General features: G+C 65.2%; 14 protein-coding genes. 11 read left to right on the forward strand and 3 right to left on the reverse strand.

Annotated elements, in window-relative coordinates:
• Nucleotides 1-115 precede the first annotated feature (115 nt).
• Entirely contained in the window at nucleotides 116-1,084 is a 969-nt protein-coding gene (locus tag XH81_RS26495) for a LysR family transcriptional regulator (RefSeq protein WP_038974222.1), read from the reverse strand.
• A gap of 173 nt (nucleotides 1,085-1,257) precedes the next feature.
• On the opposite strand from XH81_RS26495, the gene XH81_RS26500 reads away from it, so the two are divergent.
• The 9 genes from XH81_RS26500 (at nucleotide 1,258) to XH81_RS26540 (ending at nucleotide 12,545) form a co-directional block, all read left to right on the forward strand.
• Entirely contained in the window at nucleotides 1,258-1,878 is a 621-nt protein-coding gene (locus XH81_RS26500; RefSeq protein ID WP_028143579.1) for a UbiX family flavin prenyltransferase, read from the forward strand.
• A 28-nt stretch (nucleotides 1,879-1,906) separates the two neighbouring features.
• On the forward strand, nucleotides 1,907-3,325 hold the full coding sequence (locus XH81_RS26505) for a UbiD family decarboxylase (protein ID WP_028143580.1): 1,419 nt from the start codon (nucleotides 1,907-1,909) through the stop codon (nucleotides 3,323-3,325).
• Nucleotides 3,326-3,448: 123 nt separating this feature from the next.
• A complete protein-coding gene (locus XH81_RS26510; protein WP_028143581.1) occupies nucleotides 3,449-4,288 on the forward strand; it encodes a helix-turn-helix transcriptional regulator in 840 nt (279 codons plus the stop codon).
• A gap of 143 nt (nucleotides 4,289-4,431) precedes the next feature.
• A complete protein-coding gene (locus tag XH81_RS26515) occupies nucleotides 4,432-7,437 on the forward strand; it encodes a xanthine dehydrogenase family protein molybdopterin-binding subunit (protein WP_028143582.1) in 3,006 nt (1,001 codons plus the stop codon).
• Nucleotides 7,434-8,249: an FAD binding domain-containing protein gene (locus XH81_RS26520; RefSeq protein ID WP_028143583.1), complete on the forward strand. Its 816-nt coding sequence runs from the start codon at nucleotides 7,434-7,436 to the stop codon at nucleotides 8,247-8,249. Before XH81_RS26515 ends, XH81_RS26520 begins: the two co-directional genes overlap by 4 nt.
• Entirely contained in the window at nucleotides 8,246-8,764 is a 519-nt protein-coding gene (locus XH81_RS26525) for a (2Fe-2S)-binding protein (RefSeq protein WP_028143584.1), read from the forward strand. The genes XH81_RS26520 and XH81_RS26525 overlap by 4 nt, the downstream gene beginning before the upstream one ends.
• Entirely contained in the window at nucleotides 8,757-10,301 is a 1,545-nt protein-coding gene (locus XH81_RS26530) for an AMP-binding protein (RefSeq protein ID WP_028143585.1), read from the forward strand. Before XH81_RS26525 ends, XH81_RS26530 begins: the two co-directional genes overlap by 8 nt.
• A 29-nt stretch (nucleotides 10,302-10,330) precedes the next feature.
• Nucleotides 10,331-11,137: an enoyl-CoA hydratase/isomerase family protein gene (locus XH81_RS26535; RefSeq protein ID WP_028143586.1), complete on the forward strand. Its 807-nt coding sequence runs from the start codon at nucleotides 10,331-10,333 to the stop codon at nucleotides 11,135-11,137.
• A 76-nt stretch (nucleotides 11,138-11,213) separates the two neighbouring features.
• Nucleotides 11,214-12,545, forward strand: coding sequence for an MFS transporter (locus XH81_RS26540; RefSeq protein ID WP_028143587.1), 1,332 nt, complete (start codon nucleotides 11,214-11,216; stop codon nucleotides 12,543-12,545).
• 59 nt (nucleotides 12,546-12,604) lie between these two features.
• On the opposite strand, the gene XH81_RS26545 is transcribed toward XH81_RS26540, so the two are convergent.
• Nucleotides 12,605-13,339 (reverse strand): SDR family NAD(P)-dependent oxidoreductase, encoded by a 735-nt coding sequence (locus XH81_RS26545; RefSeq protein ID WP_038948961.1) that lies wholly within the window; start codon nucleotides 13,337-13,339, stop codon nucleotides 12,605-12,607.
• A 9-nt stretch (nucleotides 13,340-13,348) separates the two neighbouring features.
• Nucleotides 13,349-14,389, reverse strand: coding sequence for a LacI family DNA-binding transcriptional regulator (locus tag XH81_RS26550; RefSeq protein WP_028143588.1), 1,041 nt, complete (start codon nucleotides 14,387-14,389; stop codon nucleotides 13,349-13,351).
• A gap of 168 nt (nucleotides 14,390-14,557) precedes the next feature.
• Between XH81_RS26550 and XH81_RS26555 the strand changes: the two genes are divergently transcribed.
• Entirely contained in the window at nucleotides 14,558-15,859 is a 1,302-nt protein-coding gene (locus XH81_RS26555) for an ABC transporter substrate-binding protein (protein ID WP_028143589.1), read from the forward strand.
• A gap of 61 nt (nucleotides 15,860-15,920) precedes the next feature.
• Entirely contained in the window at nucleotides 15,921-16,808 is an 888-nt protein-coding gene (locus XH81_RS26560; protein ID WP_038970446.1) for a carbohydrate ABC transporter permease, read from the forward strand.

Consider the following 16,808-nt stretch of genomic DNA (forward strand, 5'->3'; position numbering starts at 1 on the left):
CCTGGACCGTAGTTAGCGGCTTGACGTGACCGTCATGCCGGCTCGTCTCGAAACTTACCAACCCGTCTCATTTTGCAAAGAGGCGCGACATCTTGTCCAAATGAGCGTTCGGGATTCAGGAAATCGTCTTCCCGGTCTTGCGACGTTGTTTGCGGGATGACGAGGCTGCGCCGCCGGAGCCAGGTTCAGCCAACTGCTTTGCCACCGCCGCGGCCTGCGCCAGATCGTGGCTGATGACGTCCAGCACGGCCTTGGCCGCAACCGAGACCGCTCGCCGCGGGTGATGCACCCAGGCGATGGAGCGAACGATCCGTTGCGCGTCGAAACGATGGGCTCGAGTGGTTCCGCTTGCCAGTGACTGCCGGAGCGCGATGGTCGGCAGCACGGTCGCGAAATCGGTGGTCGCGATCACGTCGCAGAGGGCGGGCAGCGTGTCGAGCTCCAGGCGCGGCCGAAGGTCGATGCCGAGGGCGGCGGCGTGTTCGTCCAGGATCAGCCGCAGGCCGTGGCGCTTCGAGGGTAGCACCAGATCGAAATTCGCGATGTGGTCGAAGCGCAGCTTGGCCGCCGGCCGGATCGGGCCGTCCTTGCGGCAGGCGAACACCATCTCCTCGTCCATGATGTGATGCGCGGCGAGCGGCGTCCTTCGGCGCGGCACGTTGATCAGCGCGAAATCGAGTTGGCCGCTGTTGACCCAGTCGACCAGCGTCTCGGTGTAGCCTTCGCACGCGGAGAGGATGATCTCGGGATAGCGGCGCGCGACAGTCGCTGACGAGCTCGCCATCGTGCTCTGCGCAACGGAGGTGATGAGGCCTACGGCGACGCGGCCTGAAATCCGCCCGCCGATCTGGGCCATCTCCTGGCGCGCATACTCCGCATCGCGCACGATCGGCGCCGTCAGCCGCACCAGCGCCTCGCCGGCGCTGGTCAACGTCATGCCCTGGACGCTGCGGTCGAACAGCCTTTGGCCGAGCTCGACCTCGAGCTTGGCGATCTGCATGCTGAGCGCCGGCTGCACGATGTTGAGCCGGCGCGCGGCCCGCGTGACGTTCTTTTCATCGGCCAGGCACAGGAAATACTGCATCTGCCTGAGTTCCACGGGGCCAGTCCTTCGTTCGCCAACTCGTTCGCGGGCCATCATCTTCGATGATGAATGATATAATCAATCATTATTTGTTGTGATGGCCGAGATTGCCTAGTTTTGCGACCGGCTACGAGACCTCGAGGGTACGTGGCCACGGGAGCGAAATCAGACATATGCAGCACGCAGCGCCCACGCGGATGATCATCGGCATTTCCGGCGCCTCGGGCGTCACCTATGGCGTGCGCCTGCTGCAACTCCTGCGCAATGCCGGCGTCGAGACTCACCTGGTGATGTCGAAGACGGCCGAGCAGACCTTTGCCTACGAGACCGACCTGAAGATCGCGGAGGTGAGGGAGCTCGCCAATGTCAGCCATGCGATCGACGACATGGCATCGGCAATCTCGAGCGGCTCGTTCCGTACCGCGGGCATGATTGTGGCGCCGTGCTCGATGCGCTCGATGTCCGAGATCGCCTCGGGCGTCACCACGACGCTCTTGACCCGCGCCGCCGATGTTGTGCTCAAGGAGCGCCGGCGCCTGGTGCTGATGGTGCGCGAGACCCCGCTGCACACCGGGCATCTCAGGACGATGACGGCGCTATCAGAGATGGGCGCGATCATCGCGCCACCTGTGCCCGCCTTCTACGCAAAACCCGAGAATCTCGAAGACATGGTCGAGCACACCGTCGGCCGGGTGCTCGACCTCTTCGATATCGGTATCGGCGTGGTGCGCCGCTGGGGCGAGGACGAAGCGCTCAAGCGCCGCTCGCCGTCGCTGCGCAAGATCGCGCCCTGACCCGAACGCCCGAGGAGAGATACGTCATATGCGAATGCAAAATTCGGCGAAGAGCACGAACGCACCGGCCGATCTGCGTGCCTGGCTCGCTTACCTCGCCGAGCGCGGTAAGCTCGCGATTGCCCGCGAGGGTATTGCGCTGACCGATGAGCTCGCCGCCATCGCGAAGCGGCTGGAGCGCGACAGCGCGGTGCTGTTCCCGCGTCCCGATGGGCACGAGATTCCCGTCATCGCCAACCTGTTTGCCGGTCGTGACTGGGTCGCCGATTCCATCGGCGTCACCGAGGACCAGTTGCTGCCGCGATTCCTTGCCGCCGCAAGCAATCCGCTGCCGACCCGCGAGGTTCCGGACGGTCCAGTGCAGGAGGTCGTTCACGACGACGTCGACCTGCTCCGACAACTTCCGGTGCCGAAGCACAATGAACGCGATAGCGGTCCCTATATCACGGCCGGCCTGTTGATCGCGCGCAATCCGAAGACCGGCGTTCAGAACGTTTCGATCCACCGTTGTCAGGTCAGCAGCAAGAATCGTATCGGCGTTCTGCTGCTGCCGCGGCACACGTTCTCTTACTATCGCATCGCGGAAGAGCTGGGCCAGGCGCTGGAGATCGCCATCGTCATCGGCGCGCATCCGGCGCTGCTGCTGGCTTCGCAGGCGATTGCCGCGCTGGACGAGGACGAGATGGCGATTGCGGGCGCGCTGCTCGGCTCGCCCGTGGACGTCGTCAAATGTCGCACCAATTCGGTTCGCGTTCCCGCCCATGCGGAGATCGTGATTGAAGGACGGATCCTGCAAGGCGTGCGCGAGCCGGAGGGCCCGTTCGGTGAATTCCCGCAATATTACGGCCCGCGCGCCAATCGCGAGGTGATCGAAGTCGATGCCATCACGCATCGCGCCAAGCCGATCTTCCACACCATCGTCGGCGGCGGTTTCGAGCACCTGATACTCGGCGGCGTGCCGCGCGAAGCGACGCTGCTCCAGCATCTGCGCCGCAGCTTCCCGACCGTGCTGGATGTTCGCCTCACGCGCGGCGGCACCTGCCGCTATCATCTCGCGATCAAGATGGACAAGACCAATGAGGGCGAGCCGAAGAACGTCATGATGTGCGCTTTCGGCGCGCATTACGACATCAAGCAGGTGGTTGTGGTCGACAAGGACGTCGATATCTCTTCCTCCGAGGAGATCGAATGGGCGGTGGCGACGCGCTTCCAGGCCGACCGCGATCTCATGGTCGTCGCCGGCGCGCTCGGCTCGAAACTCGATCCGACCACGGATGACGGTATCGGCGCCAAGATGGGCCTCGATGCGACAGCGCCGGTCAGCGCGTCCGAGCTCGCCTTCAAGCGCATCCGCGTCAAGGGCGAGGAGGACGTCGACCTGACGGCAGCCTTGCAGGCCGATCCGGGCGCTGCGGTCGCGCGCCTTCTTGCGGAGGCGCGGATGTGAGCGGGTTACCGCCGGAAGCGGCTTGCGTCCGTTTGCGCCGTTGGAATATGTAGCAAGGGCGGCCTATAGTGCCGCACCAGCAAGGCAACCATTTTGCGGCGCAACGCCGGGAGGAAGAAACTTATGTCGACGGCCCTGCGCATCGCTCATGGCGCTTTCGGCAGGGTCGCTCTGCTCGACATGGATCGTTCGCTGGTCCGCCACGCCCATCATCACTGCCACGTCCTGCTCAAGGTCGAGGGCTCCGACACCCAGTTCCTGGTCGGCGACCAGGTCACGCCGCTCACGGACACGGCCGCCGTTCTGGTCGACGGCTGGAAGCCGCATGCCTATGTGCATGACGTCAATCGCCCGCGCACGCTCATCATGGCGCTCTATATCGAGCCGGAGTGGCTGAAGGAGTTCCGGCGCGGATGGGCCGCGAGCGGCGCGCCGGGCTTTTTCGAGCGTCCCTCGGGCGAAGTCTCGCCGCGCATTCGCCAGCTCACGCTGCATCTTGCGGCCGAAATGATGGCGAATCCCGACGCGGTGCGAACCCACGAGCAGACCCTTTCTGACCTCATGATTGCGGTGATCGAGCGTTTCACGCCCTGGCGCAGCTTTCCGACCTCGATCCGCGGCATGGGCGCGGTGAGCTGCGACTGGCGGATCCGCCGCGCGATGGACGCGATGCGCGTGAACGATTCCTATGCCAACGTCGACCAGTTCGTGAAGGGCGCGGGCCTGTCGCGCGCGCAGTTCTTCCGCCTGTTCGAGACCTCGCTCGGCGTTTCGCCGAAGCTTTACCTCAACGTCGTCCGCATGGAGCGCGCGCTCGACGCGGTGATGCGCGAGGACACAGCGCTCGGCGAGCTCAGCGAGCGCTTTGGTTTTCCGGAGCCGGCACATTTCACGCGCTTCTTCCGCGATCATGCCGGCGTCAGCCCGCGCGAGTTTCGCAACGTCTCCCGCCTCGCGGGTTGATCCTTGCGGGCTGATATTGCGCTGCACGCTCTCGAATGAGACGATTTGGTAAGTCGTGAGAGCGGGCGGTATGGCCCTCGCGCCTCCTGTCCTGACAAACGTCGCCGTCGCGTCAGAGAACGCGTCGAGAGGTATGCCGGGACATGGTGCAGGCTGCGGTTAAGTCCGCAAATTCGGTTGATCAGAGCGGTGACAAGCCGTGGGTCGGGCGTTCAATCGAGCGCGTCGAGGATGCCGCGCTGCTCAGCGGCCGCGGCCGTTTCATCGACGACCTCGGCGTCCAGCCCGGCACGCTGCATGCGACGATCCTGCGCTCGCCGCACGCCCACGCCGATATTATTTCGATCGACGCCGAAGCGGCCAGGCGGCTGCCGGGCGTTGCAGCGGTCCTGACTGGCGAGCAGATCAAGGCGGTCACCACTAGTCTCGTCGTCGGCGTGAAGGCGCCGGTCGAGTGCTGGCCGATCGCAGTCGAGCGTGTGCGCTATGTCGGCGAACCGGTCGCCGTGATCGTGGCGACTGATCGTGCCCGCGCCGAAGATGCGGCCGAACTCATCAATGTCGAGTATCGCCCTCGAGCGGCTACAGTCGATCCGCTCGGAGCGATGGCACCGGGTGCGCCGGTCCTGCACGACGGTTTTCCCGGCAATCTCGCCAGCGACCGCGCGTTTCGCTACGGCGATCCTGAAAAGGCGTTTGCGGATGCGCCGCACCGCTTCTCCATCGACATCCGCTATCCCCGCAACTCGTGCACGCCGATCGAGACTTATGGCGTCGTTGCCTCGCATGATGTCGGCGAGGATGCCTTTGAGGTTCTTGCGAATTTTCAGGGGCCCTTCAGCATCCACACCGTGATTGCGCGTGCGCTGAAAGTGCCGGGCAATCGGCTGCGGCTGCGCACGCCGCCGGATTCCGGCGGTAGCTTTGGCGTCAAGCAGGGCGTGTTTCCGTACATCGTTCTGATCGCGGCTGCGGCGCGCGTCACGGGGCGGCCGGTGAAGTGGATCGAGGACCGGCTCGAGCATCTCACCGCGTCGGTGTCAGCGACCAACCGCGCGACGACATTGGCCGCGGCGGTTGCGGCCGACGGCAAGATCCTCGCGCTCGACTGGGACCAGGTCGAGGATTGCGGCGCGCATCTGCGCGCACCCGAGCCGGCCACGCTCTACCGCATGCACGGCAACATGACGGGGGCCTACGACATCAACCACGTCAGAATCCGCAACCGCGTCGTCGTCACCAACAAGACACCGACCGGCCTCAACCGCGGCTTCGGCGGGCCGCAGGTCTATTTCGCGCTGGAACGCCTGGTGCAGCGCATCGCGATCGGGCTCGGTCTCGATCCGCTCGATGTCATCAAGCGCAATCTGATCGAGGCGGGTGCTTTTCCCTATCGTACAGCGACCGGCGCATTGCTCGATTCCGGCAATTACCAGGACGCGATCGCGCGCGCGGTCGAGCAGGGCAGGCTGGCGGAATTGAAGGCGCGGCGCGACGCGGCGCGGGCGGAGGGGCGGCTTTACGGCATCGGCTTCACGGCGGTGGTCGAGCCCAGCGTCTCCAATATGGGCTACATCACAACGGTGCTGACCGCGGCCGAGCGCCGCAAGGCCGGGCCGAAGAACGGCGCGCAGGCGACAGCGACCGTCGGCCTCGATCCAGTCGGCAGCGTCACCGTTCATGTCGCTTCAGTGCCGCAGGGGCAGGGCCATCGCACCGTGCTGTCGCAGGTGGTCGCCGACGTCTTCGGCCTGGAGCCGAAGGACATCCGCGTCAACACCGAGATCGATACCGCCAAGGACGCCTGGTCGATCGCGTCGGGCAATTACGCCAGCCGCTTCGCCGCCGCGGTGGCCGGCACGGCTAAGCTCGCAGCCGAGCGCGTTGCCGGCCGCCTTGCCCGCATCGCCGCCAGCCAGCTGAACGTCGAAGCCGCGGACATCGTGTTTGCAAAGGGTTTCGTTGCCTCCAGGCACAATCCGGAGAACCGGATCGCGTTTTCGCGTGTCGCCGCGCTCAGCCATTGGTCGCCGGGCTCACTGCCTGACGATGCCGGCCAGACCATCCGTGAGACCGTGTTCTGGACGCCGCCGGAGCTGACGCCGCCCGGCGAGGACGACCGCATCAACTCCTCGCTGTGCCATGGCTTCATCTTCGACTTCTGCGGCGTCGAGATCGACCGCATTACCCTGCAGACGCGGATCGACCGCTACGTCACCATGCACGATTGCGGCACCATCCTGCATCCCGGCATGGTCAATGGCCAGATCCGTGGCGGCTTCGCGCAGGCGCTCGGTGCCGCGCTCTACGAGGAATATGCCTACGCTGAGGACGGCAGTTTCCTCACTGGAACGCTCGCGGACTATCTGCTGCCCACCACCACCGAGGTGCCGGAGCCCGAGATCTTCCACGTGGAGACGCCATCGCCGTTCACGCCACTCGGCGCAAAAGGCGTCGGCGAAGGCAATTGCATGTCGACGCCGGTGTGCCTCGCCAATGCGGTCGCGGATGCGCTCGGCGTTGCCGACATCACGTTGCCTCTGGTGCCTGCCCGGCTTGCCGAGCTGGTGCGCGGCGCCGAGCCGCCGCCTCCCGCGGGGGGCGTGGCTGCGGTGCCTGCGCGCGAAGCGGATCGGCGGCTTCGCGGCGAAGGGCAGGCCTCGGTGAGGGCGACGCCCGAGCAGGTCTGGGCCATGCTGCTCGATCCCGCTACGCTCCAATCGATCATTCCCGGCTGCCAGCGTGTCGACAAGATCACCGAGACGCATTTCCGCGCGGATGTCACGCTCGGCATCGGACCCGTCACCGGGCGCTATCGCGCCGACGTGGAGCTGTTCGATCTCGATCCGCCGCGCGCGGTCACCTTGCGCGGCGGCGCCACCGGCGCGCTCGGCTTCGGCAGCGCTGAGGGGCGCATCATGCTCGCGCCCGACGGCAGCGGCGGGACGAAGCTGACCTACAGCTATGACGCCGCGATCGGTGGCAAGATCGCAAGCATCGGCGGCCGTCTGCTCGACGGCGCGACGCGGGTGATCATCGGCCAGTTCTTCGCAGCGCTGGCCCGCAAGGCCGGCGGCGGCGCCTCGGGCGGCTTTTCGCTGTTCGCCCTGCTGGCGAAATTCGCCGGCCGGTTTGGGGGGCGCCGATGAAGCCGCCCGCATTCGACTATCTCCGCGCCGAAGCCGTCGGTGATGTCCTCGGTGCGCTGGCGCAGCAGGGCGGCGATGCTCGTGTGCTCGCCGGTGGACAGTCGCTGATGGCGATGCTCAATATGCGCCTCGCCAAGCCGAAGCTTCTGATCGACATCATGCGGATCAGAGAGCTGCGCAAGATCGAGCGGACAGCCGATGCCGTCGTCATCGGTGCCGGTGTGCGCCAGGCCGATCTGCTGGCCTGGCCGGATCTGGCCGAGGCATTGCCGCTGGTGGCGTTGGCGCTGCCCTGCGTCGGTCACATGCAGACCCGCAGCCGCGGCACCATCTGCGGCTCGCTCGCGCATGCCGATCCCAGCGCCGAGATGCCGCTCGCGCTGGTCGCGCTCGGCGGCGAGGTGCTTTTGCGCAGTGCCAGGCGTCGTCGCCGCGTCGCGGCCAGGGATTTCTTCGCCGGCATGATGCTGACGGCGCGCAACGACGACGAGCTGATCGAGGGCATCTCGCTCCCGGTCATCAATGGATCTCGCTTCGCGTTCCGCGAGGTCGCGCGCCGGCACGGCGATTTTGCCATCGTGGCCTGCGCCGCGATGAAGACGCCATCCGGCGTCCGCCTCGCGGTCGGTGGCGTTGCGGACGTCCCGACCGCGCGGGACTGGCCGCGACTCGAGGGCAGCGCGCTCGACGATGCCCTCAACGCCTTTGCCTACGAACTCGGTGCGCGCGACGACGTTCATGCCACCGCGCGCTATCGCCGCGACCTCGTGCGCATGATCGGCCGCGATCTGATCGGCGAGGTTCTGCGATGACCCGTCTCAAATCCGACGCCCGCCACCCCATCCACGTCTCGCTGAATGGCGAGCCCCTCGCGGGGGAAGCCGAGCCTCGGACGCTGCTGTGCGACTTCCTCCGGCACCAGCTGGGCGCCACCGGCACCCATGTCGGCTGCGAGCACGGCGTCTGCGGCGCCTGCACGGTCGTCGTCGACGGCATGCTGACCCGTTCCTGCCTCACCCTGGCAGCGCAGGTCGACGGCTGCGAGATCAAGACGGTTGAAGGGCTTGCACCCGCGGCCGATCGCCTCGGCGTGCTGCAACAGGCCTTCCGCCGTCACCACGCGCTCCAGTGCGGCTTCTGCACGGCCGGCATCCTGATGTCGCTCGATCATTTTCTCGCCAGGAACCCGGCGCCGACCGAGGCGGAGATTCGCGATCTTCTCAGCGGGCATCTGTGCCGCTGCACCGGCTACACGCCGATCGTCCAGGCGGCCCTCGAAGCCGCCGCCCAGCTCGCTTCATCGAAAGAAGAGACGTCAGATGCTTGATCTCGCCAGCAGCTTCATGGCCAGCGCCGCGCGCGATCCGCGCGCCATCGGGCTGGTCGACGGCGATCGCCGCCTGACCTACCGGCAATGGTACGACAAGATCTCTGCTTTGGTCGCATCCTTCGGCCGCCTGGACCTCAAGCCCGGCGACCACGTCGTCACGCTGCTGCAAAACCGCTGGGAGGCCGCGACGCTGCATTGGGCCTGCCAGTTCGCAGGCCTCGTAGTCACCCCGATCAACTGGCGCGCCAAGGCCGACGAGCTGGACTTCTGCATCGAGAACGCGGAGGGCCGCGCAGTTTTCTACCAGGATGTTTCCGCTGAGGCGGTGCAGGGTTCGGCTCTCGCCGGCCGGCTGCTACGCGTGTCGGTCGATCCGGGCACAGGCGAGGCGGTCGGCTTTGCCGATCTGATCAGGGGCAGCGCGCCCGATGCCGAGCCGTGCGTCGGCTCTGATGCCTGGTCGATCATGCTCTACACATCGGGCACCACCTCGCGGCCAAAGGGCGTGCCGCGGCGTCATCGCGCCGAGCGTGCCGCGGCCATCGCCCATGTCGCGCAAAATCTCTACGGCCGCGGCGAGCGCACGCTCGGTGTGATGCCGCTCTACCACACCATGGGTGTCCGCTCGTTGCTCGCGATGTCGCTGATCGGCGGCAGCTTCATCTGCCTGCCGCGCTATGACAGCCGCCAGGCGCTGGAGCTGATCCAGCGGGAAGGGATCACCAACCTCTATCTGGTGCCGACGCTCTATCACGATCTCGTCCATCACGACGCCTTCGACCGGACCGACGTCTCCAGCGTGCGCAAGCTCGGCTTTGCCGGCGCCTCGATGACGGACGGCCTGCTGAAAAAGCTGGACGAGGCCTTCAGGCCGGAGCTGTTCGTCAATCATTACGGCAGCTCCGAGATCTACACCTTCACGATCGATCAGAACGCTACGGCAAAACCCGGCTCCGCCGGTAAGGCCGGGCTGAACCAGCACGTCAAGGTCGTGCGCATCGGCGCGCGTTCGGTCGCGGAGCTTGCCGCGGTCGGCGAGGAGGGCGAGATCATCGCCACGCTCGCGGGCGACGAAGCCTTTGAGGGCTACTGGCGCCGCCCCGAGGCCGACGCCAAATCGTTGCGCGAAGGCTGGTATTTCACCGGCGATACCGGCTTCGTCGATCCCGATGGCGACCTGTTCGTCACGGGCCGCGTCGACGACATGATCATCACCGGCGGCGAGAACGTCTCTCCGGTCGAGATCGAGAGCTGCCTGTCGCTGCATCCCGGGGTCGACGAGGTCGCCGTGGTCGGTGTCGCCGACGAAAAATGGGGCAAGGTCGTCGCCGCCTTCGTCAAGCGCAATCGCAACGTTTCCGAGAGCGAGCTGGAGCAGTTCTGCCGCACCTCGGGCCTCGCCAACTTCAAGCGGCCGCGCCGCTACGTCTTCGTCGACGCGATTCCCAAATCGCCGGTCGGCAAGCTGCTGCGGCGCCTGCTCGTCGCCGGAGAATACGAGACCGAGCGTCGGCCGCCATCGGACGCCGCTTGATCGTCACGCATCAACAGAAGGAAGCGAAAATGCCGTCACCCTATACGTTTGCCGATCCTCGGCTTGCCAAGCTCGACGGGTTCAAGGTCGAGATCGATGAGGCGCATGAGCGCGCGGACATCATCCTGGGACGCCCGCCCTACAACGTCGTGGCGATGCCGCAGCGCGACCAGCTCCGGCTGACCTTCGAGACTCTGGACGAGGATCCGCGCGTGCGCATCATCGTGCTGCGCGGGGAGGGCGAGCATTTCTCGAGCGGCGGGAACATCGGAGGCTTCATGGAAGCGAGCCCCGAGCACGTCTCCAAGCTCGCCTGGAACATCGCCGCGCCGGCGCGTTGCGCCAAGCCTGTTATCGTCGCCAATCGCGGCTATTGTTTCGGCGTTGGCTTCGAGCTGTCGCTGGCTTGCGATTTCCGTATCGCCTCGGAGACCACGCAGTACGCGCTGCCCGAGCAGAAGCTCGGCCAGATCCCGGGTTCCGGCGGGTCGGCGCGGCTGCAGAAGATGGTCGGCATCACCCGCACCAAGGACATCGTGATGCGCTCCAAGCGCATCTCGGCGAAGCAGGCGCTGGAGTGGGGCATCGCCACCGAATGCGTGCCCGATTCCGAACTGGAGAAGGCGACCGACAAGCTTGTCGACGAGCTCCGCAGCTTCTCGCCGCTGGCGCAGCGTACCGCCAAGAAGCTGCTCAACGACACCGAGGATTCGACGCTCGCGATCGCCATGGAACTCGAAGGCCATTGCTACAGCCGTCTGCGACAGTCGGAAGACTTCAAGGAAGGCGTCGAGGCCTTCAACGCCAAGCGTCCGCCGAAATTCGTCGGCCGTTGATACGCGACGCAACAAGCTGCCGCGGTTCGCAATGGCGCGGACCGCGGCCCTATTCAAACGGGGAGGGTAAAACAAGATGGCTGAGATGGATATGCCGGTGGCCGGTGCACGGGCATCGACGGGTAACAAGCAGATGGTCAATGCGATCATCGCGTCAGTGCTCGGATGGGCACTCGACCTGTTCGACTTGTTCATTCTGCTCTATGTAGCGCCGGTGGTCGGCGCGCTGTTCTTTCCGTCGAGCAATGCGGCGCTGTCGCTCGCCGCGGTCTACGGTTCGTTCGCCGTTACGCTGCTGATGCGGCCGCTCGGTTCGGCGGTGTTCGGGCACTACGCCGACGTGCACGGCCGCAAGCAGGCCATGCTGATCGCCATCATCGGCGTCGGCATCAGCACGGCCGCGTTCGGCCTGCTGCCGACCATCGCGCAGGTCGGCGTGATCGCTCCCATCGTGTTCCTGATCCTGCGCCTGGTGCAGGGCGTGTTCGTCGGTGGTGTCGTGGCCTCGACCCACACGATCGGCACGGAATCGGTGCCGCCGCATTGGCGCGGGGCGATGTCGGGCCTGGTCGGCGGCGGCGGCGCCGGCATTGGCGCGCTGCTGGCGTCCTTCATCTTCCTGATCACGTCCTCGGTATTCCCCGGAGATGCCTTTGCCGTGTGGGGCTGGCGCTTCATGTTCTTCTCAGGGCTGCTGAGCTCTCTGCTCGGCTGGTTCATCTTCCGGAACCTCGAAGAGTCCCCGTACTTCAAGGAGCTCAAGCGCCAGCAGGGCAATAAGCAGGCAAAGGTCTCGAAGGCGCCGGTCAAGGACGTATTGTCCCGCGAGTATCGCGGCGTCCTGCTGATCAACCTGCTCATTACCTTCGGCGGCGGCGCCGGTTATTATCTGACCTCGGGATACCTGCCGAGCTTCCTGAAAGTCATCAACGCGGTTCCGAACCAGACCTCCTCGCTGATCCTGATGGGCGCCAGCGTCTCGGCGTTCTTCGCCGCGGTGCTGGTCGGCGCGCTGAGCGATCTCATCGGCCGCAAGAAGACGTTCCTGCTGATCGGGGTCCTGGCGGCGGTGCTGTTGCCGCTGTGCTATCTGAATCTTGCCACGACCAAGGACACCACGCAGATTACGCTCTATGCGCTTGCCATCGCCTTCATCGGCAATGCCGGTTATGCGCCGGTGCTGATCTTCCTGAACGAACGGTTCCCCACGGCGCTTCGCGCCAGCGGCACCGGCCTGTCCTGGAATATCGGCTTTGCGCTGGGCGGAATGATGCCGACCTTCGTCTCGCTGGTGAGCGGCAGCCCCACACAGATTCCGATGTCGCTGGCTTACTTTGCAGTCGGCGTGTTCGTGATCTATTTGATCGGCGCGGTCGTGATCCCCGAGACCAAGGGCAACTTCCGCTGAGCTAGATGGCGCGGCTGCACCTGCAGCCGCGCCATCTTGCGAACATGTGACACCTGCCGCTAGCCCGCAAGAAACCCGCCATCCACCGCGACCACCGTTCCGGTCGCGTATTGCGAGGCTGGCATGCAGAGAAAGGCGACGGCACCGGCGATGTCCTCGGGCTGGCCCCAGCGCTTGAACGCGGTGCGGTCGGCGATGCGCTCATAATGGGCGCGGTCGGTGCGGCCGGCGGCATTGATCGCGGTTTCGACATAACCGGGCGCGACGGCGTTGACGCGGATGCCGTCTTCGGCCCACGCCAGGGCCAGCGCCTTGGTCAGCATCACGACGCCGCCCTTGCTGGCGCAATAGGCCGGAATCCGCGGCAGGGCCAGGGTTGCATTCATCGAGGCGATGTTGACGATCGAGCCCTTCATCTTCGCCAGCTGCGGGCGGAACGCCATGCAGGTTCGGAAAGTGCCCGTCAGATTGACGTCGAGCACTTTCATGAAGGTCTCGATTTCGTATTCCTTGTCCCGTGCCAGGATGCCGGCGCAATTGATCAGCGCATCGACGCGTTCGTGCCGCCCGGCGAGTGACGCGACGGCCTGATCGCTCGTGACATCGAGCGTCGTGAGCGCAAGTCCGGCGCGCGGCTTGAGCAGGGAGCGTGCGAGATCGGCGTCATTGACGCCTGTGGCGGTCACCGTCGCCCCGAGGTCGCAGAACTGGTTGCTGATCGCGGCGCCGATGTCGCCGGCGCCGCCGATCACGACGGCATGAAAACCGGAGGTGAGAGAAAAGCTGGTACTCATCGGAGGATCTCACTTCGGGAGTGCGGGAGGCGGAGCCGTCGATTCCCGGACCACCAGCGAGAAGTCGATCTCACGATGCATGATGGTCTGCTCACCGGCGAGGCTGCGCACCAGATATTCTCCGGCACGCTGCCAGGTCTCGTCGGTTGGGACGTGGATCGTCGTCAGGCTCGGTCGCAAATGGCGGCTCCAGTCGAGGTCGTCGAAGCCGACGACCGACAGATCACGCGGCACCGAAAAGCCGCTGCGCTCCGCTTCCAACAGGACGCCGTAGGCAATGACGTCGTTGCCGCAGACCACTGCCGTCGGGCGATTCTTGAGGTTGAGGAGATGGCGGGCCGCCTCGCGCGCGTCGTCCAAGGTATAGGGCACCTCGACATGCCATTCCGGAGGCAGCTCCAGGCCGTTCTCCGCGAGCGCGCGGCGAAAGCCGGCGACGCGGGCGCCGGCGCGGTCGTTGTTGCGCTGGAGGGCGGAAACGATTCCGATCCGGCGATGGCCGAGCTCGATGACATGCCCGGCCGCCCGATGGGCAGCGGCCTCGTTGTTCGTGCCGACGCAAGGGTAGGGCCGGTCGGGCTGATAGATCCCGACATTGATGAAAGGCACCGCATTGTCCGCGAGTAGCTTGCGCAACCCCTCGTGATGGCAGTCGCCCCGCAGCACGAGGCCATCGACGCCGCGGCCGATCAAGTTGCGGGCCTGTTGCAGCTCGACGTCGAGATCGTATCCGCTCGTGGTGAGAAACAGCATGTAGCCCACCGAGGACAGGTATCTTTGCAGTGAGGCGATGCCGCGCGCGAACATCGTGTTGTCGATCGTCGGCACGATCGCGCCAAGCGTACGCGATCGCCGCGATGACAGAATGCGGGCCGGCGCATGCGGGATGTAACCGACGGCTTCGATTGCCTGCGCAATGCGCGCGCGCAGGGACGGGCTCACTGCATCGGGATTGTTGAGCGCACGCGAGACCGATGCCGTCGACACGCCGGCTCGTGCCGCAACGGCGCGGATGCCTTGCTTCGTCAATTTGGCGGGCGGTCGATTCATGATGTAACGTTACAATCCCGGATCGTGAGCGCGGCAAGGAGAATATCTGCGATATTGTCGCACAAAAGATAGATTGTCTATCGCTTGACAGAGGTGAGATGGCGCTTAGGATGTAACCGTTTTCAGAAAGTGCCGACAGCATAAAGCGGCCAGCGGGAGGAGAGTTCGATGAAGGCCAGGATGCTCGCGACGCGCGTCGCGTTGCCCGTTCTTGCGATTGCCGCCGTGAGCGCGCAGGCGCGCGCGGCCGAATTCGACTGGATGAAGTTCAAGGGCAAGACCGTCACCTTTCTCGCCAACAACAATCCGGTTTCGCAGGCGCTGCTCACCTATAAGGCCGATTTCGAGAAGCTGACCGGCATGACCCTGAAGGTCGACGGCTATCAGGAACAGCAGATGCGCCAGCGTCTGGTCACCGTCATGAATGCGAACAGCGACGAGGTCGATGTGTTCATGACGCTGCCCTCGCGCGAAGGCGAGCAGTTCGCCGCTGCCGGCTGGTACGGCGATCTCACCGCGATGGCCAAGAACGAGGTCGCCAAGGACTACGATCCGGCGGGGTTGAGCCAGGCCCTGCTGAAGGCCGCGACGTTCGGCGGCAAGCTGACCAGCATGCCGATGAACATCGAGGGCCCGATTTTCTATTACCGCACCGATATCTTCAAGAAGTGCGGCCTCGAGGCGCCGAAGACCATCAAGGACGTCGAGGCTGCCGCCGAGAAGATCAAGACTTGCGACAGCGCGGTGACGCCGTTCGTCTCGCGTGGCCTCAAGCCTGCGATCGCCTACACCTTCAGCAACATGCTGCACAATATCGGCGGCGCGTATATCGCGAGCGGCAAGTCGAGCCTGTGCTCGGCCAAGGGCAAGGAGGCGCTCGACACCTATAGCCGGCTGCTGCGTGACTTCGGACCGCCCGGCGTCGTCAATTACAGCTTCCAGCAGATTTCGGCGCTGTATCGCGGCGGCCGCGCGGCGATGGCGTTCGAATCCTCCAATGAACTGCGCACGGTGATGGAAGGCGGCGCGCGCCTGAAGGATACCGGCCTGTTGCCGTTCCCGGCGGGCGAGGCCGGCCAGGTGCCGACCACGATCGGCTGGGGTATGGCGGTGTCCTCACACAGCAAGCAGCCTGATGCGGCCTGGTACTTCGTGCAGTGGGCGACGAGCCCCGAGGTGCAGAAGAAGATGGCCCTGCAGGGCATTGCCCCGCCGCGTCCGTCCGTCGCCAAGGACCCCGAATATCGCAAGTGGATCGACGAGGAGCCGGTGCGCAAGGAATGGCAGGCCGCGCTCGACGTGCTCGCCACCAAGGGCTCGTCCGAAGTCGGCTATCCCATCGTCGCCAATCCGCAATCGCGCGAGTTCATTGGTCAGGCGGTGCAGGATTTGATCCTGAAGCAAAAGACCGTCGATCAGGCTTGCGCGGACGCCGACAAGGCGCTGGACGCGCTGATCGCGCTGAACTGACCGCCCGGTGCCGGCTGGTTTCGCGCCGGCCGGCACCTAACTCGATCGAGGACAGGAATACATGTCTGACACGGCTGCGACACTCACGCAGGACCGGCAGAAGCTGGAAATGGCGGCGCTCTCGGCGCCGGCCGTGATCTTCACGGTCGCGATGATCGCATTTCCGGTCGTCTATACGATCTGGCTCGGCTTCCAGACCTTCTCTTCGACCGGCAAGCAGTCCTTTGCCGGCCTTGCCAATTACACGAAGCTAATGTCCGACGTCGAGTTCTGGCATGGGTTGTGGATCACCATTGCGCTGTTCGTGCTCTCGCTGGTGCTGCAACTCGTCTTCGGCGTCTGGCTTGCGTTGGTGCTGTTTCATGCCAAGCGCCTTCCTGGGATCGTGCGATCGCTGTTCATCTCGCCGTTCATGATGCCGCCGGTGGTCGCCGGCATGATGTGGCTTGTGATCCTCGATCCGTCGCTGGGCGCGGCCAACTACATCCTGCAATCGTTCGGCCTGCCGCCGTCGGACTGGCTGGCCTCGCCGACATGGGTCATTCCGACGGTCGCGCTGATCGATAGCTGGCAGTGGACGCCGTACGTCGCCCTGATCGTGCTCGGCGGCCTGCAATCTCTGCCGCCGAGCGTCTACGAGGCCGCGCAGATCGATGGCGCATCTGCGTTCAAGACCTTCCAGCGCATCACGCTGCCGCTGCTGCTGCCGACCATCGTCACTGCAGCCATCCTGCGCAGCGTCGATCTCCTGCGCTTCTTCGACATCATCTACATCACGACCCAGGGCGGGCCCGGCAACGCCTCGAATACGCTCAATATCTACGGCTTCCGGGTCGGCTTCGAATTCTTCAACATCGGCTATGCCAGCGCGTTGATGCTGACGCTGACCGCGATCGTGTTCGGCGCCGTGCTCGCCTTCAACCGCCTGCGCGGCGCGGTGGCGTGGTGA

Source organism: Bradyrhizobium sp. CCBAU 25360, from assembly GCF_028128695.1.
In the GTDB taxonomy this organism is placed as follows: Bacteria; Pseudomonadota; Alphaproteobacteria; order Rhizobiales; family Xanthobacteraceae; genus Bradyrhizobium; species Bradyrhizobium ottawaense.